The 11,777-nt window shown below is 61.9% G+C and carries 10 protein-coding genes; 2 read left to right on the plus strand and 8 right to left on the minus strand.

Annotated elements, in window-relative coordinates:
• The first annotated feature begins 31 nt into the window (after positions 1 to 31).
• Both C8N42_RS09650 and C8N42_RS09655 read left to right on the plus strand, forming a co-directional pair.
• Positions 32 to 433 (plus strand): hypothetical protein, encoded by a 402-nt coding sequence (locus C8N42_RS09650; RefSeq protein ID WP_107816360.1) that lies wholly within the window; start codon positions 32 to 34, stop codon positions 431 to 433.
• A gap of 84 nt (positions 434 to 517) precedes the next feature.
• Entirely contained in the window at positions 518 to 973 is a 456-nt protein-coding gene (locus C8N42_RS09655; RefSeq protein WP_107816361.1) for a hypothetical protein, read from the plus strand.
• 77 nt (positions 974 to 1,050) lie between these two features.
• On the opposite strand, the gene glmM is transcribed toward C8N42_RS09655, so the two are convergent.
• The 8 genes from glmM to C8N42_RS09695 form a co-directional block, all read right to left on the minus strand.
• The gene (gene glmM, locus C8N42_RS09660) at positions 1,051 to 2,397 is read right to left on the minus strand and encodes a phosphoglucosamine mutase (protein ID WP_107816505.1); all 1,347 of its coding nucleotides are present in this window, start codon (positions 2,395 to 2,397) and stop codon (positions 1,051 to 1,053) included.
• Positions 2,387 to 3,415 carry a dihydropteroate synthase gene (gene folP / locus C8N42_RS09665; protein ID WP_107816362.1) on the minus strand — a complete coding sequence of 343 codons (1,029 nt, stop codon included), beginning with the start codon at positions 3,413 to 3,415 and terminating at the stop codon, positions 2,387 to 2,389. Before folP ends, glmM begins: the two co-directional genes overlap by 11 nt.
• Position 3,416: 1 nt before the next feature.
• The gene (locus C8N42_RS09670; protein WP_107816363.1) at positions 3,417 to 4,322 is read right to left on the minus strand and encodes a dihydroneopterin aldolase; all 906 of its coding nucleotides are present in this window, start codon (positions 4,320 to 4,322) and stop codon (positions 3,417 to 3,419) included.
• A 149-nt stretch (positions 4,323 to 4,471) separates the two neighbouring features.
• Positions 4,472 to 5,155: a cell wall hydrolase gene (locus C8N42_RS09675; protein WP_107816364.1), complete on the minus strand. Its 684-nt coding sequence runs from the start codon at positions 5,153 to 5,155 to the stop codon at positions 4,472 to 4,474.
• A 207-nt stretch (positions 5,156 to 5,362) separates the two neighbouring features.
• Complete coding sequence (locus tag C8N42_RS09680) at positions 5,363 to 7,912, minus strand: putative PEP-binding protein (RefSeq protein ID WP_107816365.1); 2,550 nt, start codon at positions 7,910 to 7,912, stop codon at positions 5,363 to 5,365.
• A 125-nt stretch (positions 7,913 to 8,037) separates the two neighbouring features.
• The gene (glyS, locus tag C8N42_RS09685; protein ID WP_107816366.1) at positions 8,038 to 10,266 is read right to left on the minus strand and encodes a glycine--tRNA ligase subunit beta; all 2,229 of its coding nucleotides are present in this window, start codon (positions 10,264 to 10,266) and stop codon (positions 8,038 to 8,040) included.
• Positions 10,267 to 10,269: 3 nt separating this feature from the next.
• Positions 10,270 to 10,797, minus strand: a complete 528-nt coding sequence (locus C8N42_RS09690) for a DUF6446 family protein (protein WP_107816367.1) — start codon at positions 10,795 to 10,797, stop codon at positions 10,270 to 10,272.
• On the minus strand, positions 10,794 to 11,750 hold the full coding sequence (locus C8N42_RS09695) for a glycine--tRNA ligase subunit alpha (protein ID WP_107816368.1): 957 nt from the start codon (positions 11,748 to 11,750) through the stop codon (positions 10,794 to 10,796). The genes C8N42_RS09690 and C8N42_RS09695 overlap by 4 nt, the downstream gene beginning before the upstream one ends.
• Positions 11,751 to 11,777 lie beyond the last annotated feature (27 nt).

The following is an 11,777-nucleotide window of genomic DNA, read 5'->3' on the forward strand; positions in this document are numbered from 1 at the left end:
CGTGAGCAGATGGCGTACAAAGGAGTCCGTGATGACCAAGCCCGAACATGACGACCACATCCCCGCCGACCTCACGCCCGCGAACGAGAGTGAGATTGAGGCCGAACGCGCCCGTATGTTCACCCTCGACTTCTGGAAAAGCCTTCTGGCCGGGCGCGAAGGTCTGGGCGATACGTTCTGGGCGGGCAATTACCTTGCCGCGCTGTTTTTCGTGCCGGTCTATGTGCTCCTGATCGCGATCCCGCCGCTTTACGGGCTGATCCCCGTCGTGTTCATCCTCTTCGGCATCTATTTGTTGTTCGTCGCCCGCGCAGTCTGGCTCGCCAAGCCCAAGGGCAATGCAGGCAAGGGCTGGAAGATCGCCGGCGTGATCTGGACCCTGATGAACGCCGCCATGTCCTTGGCCTATACGCCATTCACCGGCGGGTCCTGATCTCGCAAAAGCCTTAACACAGCCTTAATTCGGCTCCGATCCTAGTGTAAAACACCGGAAACAGGCCCAAATTTCACGAGACCGATGCAAATCAAACCTTTCCTCGCCGCCCTTCTCCTCTCCGCCGCCCCGGCCTTCGCCGACGGGCTGGCCCCCGATTACGCCGTTATCCCGCTGGCCTCGCATCATTACGGCGACTGGGGCGACGAGGAAGGGGACGATTTCAACGAATTCAATCCGGGTCTGATGTTCACATGGGCGGAGCGCGCCTATGGGCTGAACTACACGGTCGGCGCCTACCGCGACAGCCGCTCGGACACCTCGCTGCACCTCTCCGCCGCCAAAATGTGGGATATCGGTGCGCATGCACAGGCCGGGATCGTCGGTGCCTATATCCATTCCTTTGGCGATGGCTACACCGGTTTTGCCCCCTCCCTGCAAGTGAGCTACAAATCCCTCTTCCTGAATGTCGCGACCGGGTATGACGATGGGGTTTATGGCGTGATCTCGACCGGTTTCATCATTCCGCTCGGGCGCTGAACGCGCACAAATCCTGTCGTAAAAAGCAAAAGGCGGCCATCTCAGCCGCCTTTCTTGTCCTTTTCGAACAATCGCCGTTATTGCGTCGCCGCCTGAACGGCCTCGACCACATTGTCCACCGCCGCGTTAAGGATCGCCTCGTCCACGCTTTCCGCCATCACGCGAATAAGCGGTTCGGTCCCGGATTTGCGGATCAGAAGTCGACCGTTGCCGGAGAGCTTCGCCTCCGCATCGGCGATGGCGGCCTGCACCTGCGCCTCCTCCAGCGGATTTTGCCCGGTGCCGTAACGCACATTCTTCAAAAGCTGCGGCACCGGCTCGAACACCTGCGCCAGATCGGATGCTTTCCTGCCGGTCTCGACCATGGCCGCGAGGAATTGAAGCCCTGCCAACAACCCATCTCCGGTGGTCGCATAGTCGGTCATCACGATATGGCCGGATTGCTCGCCACCGAGATTGAACCCGCCCTGACGCATCCGCTCGACCACATAGCGATCACCCACGGCGGTGCGCTCAAGTCGCAGCCCTTCGGCCTCCAGAAACCGCTCAAGCCCAAGGTTCGACATCACGGTGGCGACCAGGGCCCCGCCCGCAAGCCGTCCCTGATCGGCCCAGCTTTTCGCCATCAACCCCATGAGCTGATCGCCATCGGCGACCTGCCCCCGTTCGTCGAGGATCATCACCCGATCCGCATCGCCATCGAGGCAGATGCCGACATCCGCGCCATGAGCCACCACGGCCTCGGCGGCGGTCTGGACATAGGTCGACCCGCAATGATCGTTGATATTCTTGCCGTTCGGCGCGGTACCGACCGCGATCACCTCCGCGCCCAGTTCCCAAAGCACCTCAGGCGCCGTGCGATAAGCTGCGCCATTGGCGCAGTCGATCACCACCTTCAGCCCCTGAAGGCTCATCCCGCGCGGCAGGGTCGATTTCACCCGCTCATTGTACCGGAACCGCCCGTCGTCGATGCGTTTGGCGCGCCCGATATTGCTGGCCTGCGCGGGCTCGACACCCTCCTCCATCAGCCGCTCGATCTCGCTTTCCGCCTCATCGGAGAGCTTGAACCCGTCGGGGCCGAAGAACTTGATACCGTTATCCTCGGCGGGGTTGTGCGAGGCGGAAATCATCACGCCGACATCTGCACGCATCGACGTGGTCAGCATCCCGACCGCAGGCGTCGGAACCGGCCCAAGGAGAAAGACGTTCATGCCGGTCGAGGTAAACCCCGCCGTCATCGCGGTTTCGAACATGTAACCCGACAGCCGCGTGTCCTTGCCGATCACCACCCGGTGCTCGCGCGAGCCGTCGCGGCGGAAATAGCGCCCGGCGGCAGCTCCGAGTTTCAACGCCATTTCGGCAGTCATCGGATGGCTGTTTGCGCGCCCGCGCACCCCGTCCGTACCAAAAAACTTACGAGACATACCCATCTCCCACACCTGTCGCCGCCTGCCAAAGGGCAAGCGCCTGTTTCGTCTCTTTGAAATCATGCACACGGTGAATCTGAATGCCCTGCCCGAGCGCCGCCAGCGTCACCGCCATCGTGCCCGGCGCGCGATCCTGCGCCACGGGGGCCCTGCCGATCTTGCCGATGAAGCCCTTGCGCGATACGCCCAGAAGGATGCCACAACCAAGACCATGGAACAGAGAAATCCGCTCCAGAAGCGCCAGATTATGCGCCACAGTCTTGCCAAAGCCGATACCGGGATCGACGAGGATTTGCGCTCGCGGAATGCCCGCCACCTCGGCCACTTCGATCCGATCTTCAAGAAAATCGTACACATCGAGCAGTACGTTGTCGTAGTGCGGATCGTCCTGCATCACCTCGGGATCGCCCTGCGCATGCATGAGACAGACCGGCGCGCTGGCCTCGGCACTCACCCGCGCCAGATCCGGGTCGTGGGTGAAGGCGTAGACGTCATTGACGAGGCTCGCCCCGGCTTTCAGCGCCGCCTGCGCCACCTGGCCTTTGCGCGTGTCGATGGAAATCGGCACAGTGCTTTGTGCCCGGATCGCTTCAATCACTGGCGTAGTGCGGACAATCTCCTCCTCAACGGGAACGTAATCCGCGCCCGGACGCGTGCTTTCGCCGCCGATGTCGATAATATCGACACCCGCCGCAAGCATCTCCTGCACCTGCGCCAGTGCCACTTCGGGACGGTTGAACTTGCCGCCATCGGAGAAACTGTCAGGCGTGACGTTGAGAATGCTCATCACCGAAGGCTGACCCAGATCGAGCCCTGCAAGGGGCGCACGCCGCGCAGTCAGACGCGTGCGCGCCTCCTCCGACAGATTGGAAACCGGCAGAATCTCGGGCGGCTCATCCCGGCGCAACCGTTCCACATGGGTGAACCAGCACCAGCCCCCCGCAAGTGTCAGCGCTCCCTCCGGACGGGCCGGATCGCAGCTTGGGATCGGCCTGTCATAAAACGCCTGCGCCATGTCAGGACAGCTCCACCGCACCGTCGGGATCGCAGGTCTCTGCGCCCTCGATCAACACCGAGCCAAGGCTCAGAACCTTGGTCGCGGACAACTCCTGCGCCAGCCACGCAACCATTTCCGCGATGCCGCCCTTCGGCCCATGCACCGCATCGAGCACGAGTTTCGACGGCGCCCAGACTGAAATCTGCCCCTGTTTCATCGCCCAATCGAGCTCGGTCCGGCTCGCCCGCACGACACAGCGCGCGTCCCGCCCGGCCAGAACCCAAGCGTTCTGTTCCATCGCCAATAGGTCGATCCGCCGCTGCGCCGCCTTATGCGCCGCCTTCGGCCAGTCGCCCGAAGGCAGTCCGACCGTGAGGATCACCGGACGCGGATCGGCCGCCAGCGTGTCGATCCATTTGGGGAGCTGCGCACTCGCCAAGGCCTCCGCCCCGAGATGCACGATCAGCGGATGCGGCACCGGGGCTTCCATCGCCACGGCGCGCCCGACCTGATCGGCGCTGCGCACGATCTCGACGCCCAGAGCGCCGGGCCCCCGGTCGAGCTTTTCGATCCGCACGAACACCCGGAAGGCACGCGGCTCGGTCAGGATACGCTCGGCGATCCGTTCGGCGAGGGTTTCGAGCAGATTGAGACGTTCAGCAGCAAGCTCCGTATGGATCGCCTCTGTGAGTCGGTCATAGGACAGGATGCGGTCCACATCGTCGTCAATCGGCCCGGAGACCGGCGTCAATTCCACCACGATGTTGAAGGACACCCGCTGACGCACACCACGTTCGGCCTGAAACGCACCGATTTCCACATCTACCACATGATCGCGCAGCGAAATGCGGTCGAGCGGCACCGCGTCGGATGTCGCCAGTGCGCGGGCCTCGGGGTGCTCGAAAGCCTGTCGAATTTCGGACATTGACGGTCCCTTTTGCAAGTTTGGCCCTTGCTACCGCTTTGCCGCAACCGGGCCAAGGCCCAATCGCCCGCCGCAGGGCCTTGCCCATGAAACGGCAAAACCCCGCCGTTTTACGGGCGGGGCCTGAAACAATTCCGTGAGTTCGTGCGTTAAGCCTGCGGCATCCGGTAGAACATGTGAACGCCGATCTGCGCCGTCTTGGCGAATGTACGCGCCCAACGAGGGCTCACAGCGCGGGTATGATAATGGGTCGCGCCCTGGGTCAGGCTGCGCGGCGCCCCATCGAGCATGAGACGGGCAACCTTGGCGACCTGCTCGTAGGCAGCCTTTTCACGCACCACGTCGGAATAGCCGTCGCAGGTGTAGGTGAACTGGCACTGGTATTTCTTCCCGGTGCCCTGATGCACCACGCCGCACACCGTGTTCGGGAAGGCGGGGGAGGACACGCGGTTGAGGATCACCTCGGCCACGGCGAACTGGCCTTTGACACTTTCACCGCGTGCTTCGAAATAAAGCGCCTCGGAGAGGCATTGCCATTCTGTGCCCCCGTTGGCGGTTGGGCGGCTGTCAAGGAAGGCCTTGGTGTATTCGAGCGCTTTCGGAGCGGACGATTTCGGCTTGAAGCTTTGCAGAAGGCGCTCGATCGCATCCGTGCCCGCATTTTCGAGACCGTCACGTTCCTGATCCAAAAGCGCGTTGAGTTCCATGCCGAGCACCGGGTTCGGATCGTTCGAATGGCTCACCGTCACATCGGCCTGAGCCGCGCCGGTCAGCGTACAAAAGCCGAGCGAGGCCAGAAGCGCGAACGCCTTGAGCCGAGCTGAGAGTGTCATAAGGGTTATCCCTCCATTGCGCCCCGAAAGCGGGGCCTCACGGGTGGTTTCGACGGGCGGACATAGGGGGAAAACGCCAAAAGGTCCACCCCGAGGTGGTCCGGGCGATTTTCGAAGCGTCAAGAGAAAGGCGAAAACCAGCCTTCAAACCGCCCGAAATCGGCGGTGCTTCGCCTTTATTTTCAGCCCTTTGTCAAAAGACTGTGATTATTTTGCATCTATGGCAGCAAGCTGCGCCGCGGCAAGGCGGGCCACAGGCACCCGGAAGGGCGAACAGGACACGTAATCAAAGCCCGCCGCACGGCAAAAGGCGATTGATTCGGGGTTGCCGCCATGCTCGCCACAGACTGCCACGGTCAGCTCCGGGCGCACCTTGCGACCGCGTTCGGCGCCGATCTTGAGCAGTTCGCCGACGCCCTCGAAATCGAGCGTATGGAACGGATCTTCGGGGAACACGCCCTGTTGCACATAGGCATTCATGAAACGTCCGGCATCGTCCCTCGACAGACCGTAAGCCATCTGCGTCAGGTCGTTCGTCCCGAAGGACAGGAAGGCGGCGTTCTGGGCGATGTCTCCTGCACGCAGAGCCGCGCGCGGGGTTTCGACCATGACGCCGAGCCGATAGGTGAACTCCGCCCCGGTCTCGTTGCGCACCGCTGCCGCGACCCCGTCGATCTGGGTCTTGACCAGTTCGACCTCGCGTTTCGCAGACACCAGCGGGATCATGATCTCCGGCACCACCGGCGCACCGTGTTTGCTGGCCTCGATGGTAGCCTCGAAAATCGCGCGGGCCTGCATCTCGTAAATCTCGGGGAAGGTGATACCGAGACGCACCCCCCGCATGCCGAGCATCGGGTTGAATTCCGACAGCCAGTCGATCCGACGCGTCACATCCGAGAGCGGCAGATCGAGCGCCTCGGCGAGTTCCTTGGCCCCTTCGCGATCCGAAGGCAGGAATTCGTGCAACGGCGGATCGAACAGGCGAATGCAAACCGGCAGGCCTTCCATGATGCGGAAAAGCTCAATAAAGTCAGATCTTTGCATGGGAAGCAATCGCGCAATAGCCTCTGCTCTATCCTCGTGCTTTGCGGCAAAGATCATCTCCCGCATCACGGTCAGACGGTCCCCTTCGAAGAACATATGCTCAGTGCGGCACAGCCCGATGCCCTGCGCCTTGAAATTGCGCGCGACGGCGGCATCCGACGGCGTGTCGGCATTGGCGCGCACCCCGATGTCGCGGATTGCATCCGCCCAGTCCATCAGTTGAAGATACCACTGATCCTTGACCGGCGGCAGCAGTCGTACCGCCCCCAGCAACGCCTCGCCCGCAGAGCCGTCGAGCGTAATCACATCGCCTTCCTCAAGCTTGCGACCGTCTCCGAGCGTCAGCGTGCGCTCGCGAGTATTGATCCGGATCGAGGCCCCCACGACACAGGGCATACCGATGCCCCGTGCGATCACCGCCGCGTGCGAGGTCACGCCACCACGCTCTGTCAGAATGCCGACAGAGGAATGCATGCCGCGAATGTCCTCTGGCGTGGTTTCGCGCCGCACGAGAATGCAGGGCTCGCCGCGCGCCTCATAGGTCTGGGCCACGCTGGAGTTGAACACGATCCGCCCGACCGCCCCGCCGGGCGAGGCCGCAATCCCCTTGGCCAGCACATCGCGCTTGTCCTTGGGATCGACCTGCTGGTGCAGCAATTCGGTAAGCGAGCGGGCGGGAATGCGCAAGATCGCCTCCTCACGCGGAATGATCCCATCCTCGGCCAGTTGCACGGCGATGCGCAGAGCGGCGCGGGACGAGCGCGGCACCCGCACAGCGTCGAGCACGTAGAGCTTGCCTTCGGAAATGGTGAATTCCACCTGCATCTCTTCGCGCAAACGCACCCGGCAGAGCCGCGTCATCTCCACGAGTTTGGCGAACAGCTCCGGCTGCGCCTCTTCCAGAGAACCGCCTCGCTCATCCTTGGAAAGGTAAAGCACATCCTTGCCCGCGCCCGCAGTGACCGCCGCACGCCCCTGTGCCTGCCGCATGTAACGTCCTTTGACCAGAGGTGCGCCGGTCTGCTCATCGACGAGTTGCACCACCCCGGCCCCGCTCTCGCCCGGTCCGAGCCCCAGTGCCATGCTCTGCACGATCAGCCCGAGGCCGGCATCTGCGGGCGCCCCTTTGGCCTGACGCAGGAGACGCGCCGTGGTGCCCTCCCAGGCGCGCGCCATGGAACGCAGCACCTGTCCGAGCTGATGTGCCGGGTCTTGCGGGAACGGATCGCCGGTCTCATCCTCATTTGCGGCCAGCGCCGATTTCAGCGCCTCCTGCACCGGGACAGACGTATCGAATTCGAACAATTCGGGATCGAGTCGCTCCACATGCACCGCGAAAGCTTGCACAAATCGAAGATAAAGCGCGTCCGCCGCCTCTGCCCCGTGACTGTCAGTCAGTTCCGCATGACGGGCGTCATTCATGCCGATATTGAGGATCGCGCCGGGCCCGCCCCAGTCCGGGTCCTCGGACGAGGGCCGCACGGACAGCAGGGGCGCATCGCCGAAGACGCGCAAAAGGGCCTTCATGTCGAAAGCCTGCCCTTCCGCCAGACGATGCACGGCGTCAAAAGACAGGGCAACGGTTTCGGGCACAGGCAGGTCGAGACGGATCAGTCGTTGCAAGCATTTTGCCCGACCGCCATGGGTATTGACCGCGATCGGAGCGACGCGGCGGATGCGGGTGAACCCGAGGATGTCGCTCTCTTGCTGCACTGCGGCACCTCCCCTTTGGCGGCACGCTACGCCTCATGGGGACGTGAGCGCAACCGTTAACCGTAACGGCACAGAGAATTGGTGAGAAACCGTTGCCGGAAAACGATCCCGGCAACGGGGACGGATCAGCTCTCCACCCGCGTCAGATCGGCCACCGACAGGCAAATCTCGCGAATCCGGCCCAGAAGATTGAGCCGGTTGCGCCGCACGATGTCGTTGTCGGTGTTGATTTGCACTGCCTCGAAGAAAGCATCGACCGCGGGGCGCATATCGGCCATGGCGGACATGGCAGCGGTAAAATCCTCATCCTTCATCGCCGGTTTGATCGCATCAGACGCGGCATCGAGCGCGGCAAACAGTGCTTTCTCCTCGTCGGTCTCTGCGAATTTGACGTCCGGGCCAAAGCTGTATTCGACACCGTCCTTCTCTTCGGCCTGCGTCAGGATGTTATTGGCGCGTTTGAAGCCTTGGATCAGGTTGGTGCCGTCTTCCGTGTCGAGCATCGCCTGCAACGCGCGAGCGCGTTTCACCAGAAGCGTGATATCGTCATTGCCCGGCATCGCGAGACAGGCGTCGATCACGTCGTGACGAATGCCCTCGTCACGCAGGAAGACTTTCAAGCGATCATGGAAGAAGGACAAGAGATCGTCGGAGGTGTCCGGCACCGCCCCCGCCACGGATTTCACCGCGTCTTTCTCGTCATCCGAGAGTTTGTCGGAAATCGCGTCGAACGCCGCACCGAAGACACCGTGTTCGGCGATCTCATCGAGGATTTCTTTCAGCGTGTCGATAACACCGTCATTTTCATCCGCCGCAGCGATCTTGTGCAACAGAAGCTGGGCGTCGATGAAGCGATCAAGGCTCATGCGCACGTCGTTGGTGATCAGAAGACGGATCACACCCAGAGCTGCGCGGCGCAGCGCAAACGGGTCTTTCGAACCGGTGGGTTTCTCGTCGATGGCCCAGAAGCCGGTCAGCGTGTCGAGCTTGTCGGCCAGTGCGACGGCCACAGACACCGGATCGGTCGGCACATCGTCGGAGGGCCCGAGCGGCGAATAGTGGTCACGGCAGGCATCGGCCACAGCATCGGACAACCCGGCGATCTTGGCATAATAACGGCCCATGATGCCTTGCAGTTCGGGGAATTCGTAGACCATCTCCGAGGACAGGTCGGCCTTGGCAACTTTCGCAGCCAGTTCCGCCTCGTGCCTTTTCGCACCGACGATGGGCGCAATGTCATGGGCCAGTTGAGCGATCCGGGCGATGCGCGCGCCCTGCGACCCGAGCTTGTTGTGGAAGGTCACGTTGGCGAGCGGGGCGGCCATGGCTTCGAGCCCTTCCCGCTCCACCGTGCGCACATCGTTTTCCCAGAAGAATTTCGCATCGGACAACCGCGCGGAAAGCACTTTCTGGTTTCCCGCCAGAATGGTTGTGCCATTGTCGGCGGTTTCACGGTTGGCGACGGTTACGAATTTCTCGATCCGCCCTGTCTTCGGATTGCGGACAGAAAAGAATTTCTGATGCTCTTTCATCGAGGTCTGGAGCACCTCGGGCGGCAGGTCGAGGAAATCCGCCCCGATCTCCCCCATCAACACCACCGGCCATTCCACGAGGCCGGCGACTTCGGCCAAAAGCCCTTTGTCCTCAACGACTTCCAATCCCTGCGCAAAGGCCTGATTGGTCGCATCGTGCCAGATGTGATCGGCGCGCTCTTGCGGGTCGAGAATGACGAAATTCTGTTTCAGTTTCGCGACGTAATCGTCGAAAGAGGTTACCTTGAAACTGCCCGAGGACATGAAACGGTGGCCCCAGACAGTGTTCCTGGAGGTGATGCCGTCGATCTCAAGCGGCACCACTTCGGCCCCGTCTTCGCGGCTCATCAGACAGACAATCGAATGCAACGGACGCACCCATTTGAGGCTTCCCGCGCCCCAGCGCATCGACTTTGGCCAAGGGAAATTGCGCACGGTCGCTTCCAGTACCTCGGCCACGATCTCCGACGCCGGACGACCGGGTTTAGTGATCTTGGCAAAATAGACCTGACCTTTTTTCTCGTCACGAATCTCAAGCTCGTCTTTCGTTACCCCTGCCCCACGCAGGAAACCCTCCAGCGCTTTTTCGGGCGCATCGACGCGCGGGCCCTTGCGTTCCTCGACCGTGGTCGGGGACGCGTCCAATAGCCCCTCAATCGACAAAGCCAGACGGCGGGGCGTGGCAAAAGCGCCCGCAGAGGCATAGGTCAGACCGGCCTCGACGAGACCGTTCGTCACCAGAGATTTCAGGTCCTCGGAGGCACGTTTCTGCATCCGGGCCGGGATTTCTTCGGAGAAAAGCTCGATCAGCAAGTCAGCCATGGGTCAGTTTCCTTCAGGGGCGGGCGGACAGCCCGCAGGCGCGGGATCGCCGTCGAATACGGCCGCCCCGCAACGGTTGATCTGGTTCCAGGCATAGCCGCGCCCGTCCGGATAGACGGCAATCACACGGTCGATGCCATAGGTGATATTCTCTTCGCCCATAAAGGCGATGGCCAGCCCCGCCTCAAGATCGGCACCGATGCGTTTGGCATCAAAACACGAAAACCACGAGGGCGCGATCAGCGGCGCGGGGCGGTCGTAGGGCTGGAAGGTTTCGGTCATCATCGCCACGGAAAGCGGCGTGGTAAAACAGGCGCGGAACTTGATCGGTGAGGTGTCGGCGTCGATACCTTCGAAATTCTCGGCGATGATGTCCTCAGGCAGTCCCGCAAAGCTGGTCGCATGGATCGTGGCGGCGGGCGCAGAGGCGTCCAGCCGGTCGTAATAGGCATAGACCTGCGTGTAATAGAGGCCAGCGCCGAAAACGAGTGCGAGCACCACGATAAACCCTGCGATCAGCTTGCCGTTCATGCGCTCTGCGCCTCGGGCATCCAACCACCCGCCGTGGTCTGCACGAAGGCGTCGGCACAGGCCTTGGCCAACGTGCGCACCCGTCCGATATAGGCCTGACGCTCGGTCACCGAGATCACGCCGCGCGCGTCCAAAAGGTTGAACAGGTGCGAAGCTTTGATGCATTGGTCATAGGCCGGGTGGACCATGATGATACGCTTGCCGGTTTTCGGATCTTCCGCCGGATTGTCCAGAAGCGCGTGGCATTCCGCCTCCGCCTCTTCGAAATGCTTCAGGAGCATTTCGGTGTTGGCGGCGTCGAAATTGTGCCGGGAATATTCTTCCTCGGTCTGTTTGAAGACATCGCCATAAGTCAGCGGGATCGGCGATTGCGGATCGTTAAACGGCATGTCCATAACGTGGTCGATCCCCAACACATACATCGCCAGACGCTCAAGCCCGTAGGTCAGCTCACCCGAGACCGGTTTGCAATCATGGCCCCCGACCTGCTGGAAATAGGTGAACTGGCTGACTTCCATCCCGTCGCACCAGACCTCCCAGCCAAGCCCCCAGGCCCCCAGAGTGGGGCTTTCCCAGTCGTCTTCAACGAAACGGATGTCATGCAGATCGGTGTCGATGCCGATGGCTTTCAGGGAGCCGAGGTACAGGTCCTGCAAATCCGGCGGCGACGGTTTGATCAGCACCTGATACTGATAGTAATGCTGTAACCGGTTCGGGTTCTCGCCATAGCGCCCGTCGGTGGGACGGCGCGAAGGCTGAACATAGGCGGCGGCCCAGGCGGTCGAACCCAGCGAACGCAGCGTCGTGGCCGGGTGGAATGTTCCCGCGCCCACTTCCATGTCATAGGGCTGTAAAATAGCGCAACCTCGCGAGGCCCAATAGCTCTGGAGCCTCAGGATGATCTCCTGAAAAGACCGCGGTTTCTCGACACTCTCGGAGGGGGACAGGGACATGGGTTCTTTCGCCAATTCTGCTGATCA

Origin of the sequence: Celeribacter persicus (assembly GCF_003050785.1) — a bacterium.
Taxonomy (GTDB): Bacteria; Pseudomonadota; Alphaproteobacteria; order Rhodobacterales; family Rhodobacteraceae; genus Celeribacter; species Celeribacter persicus.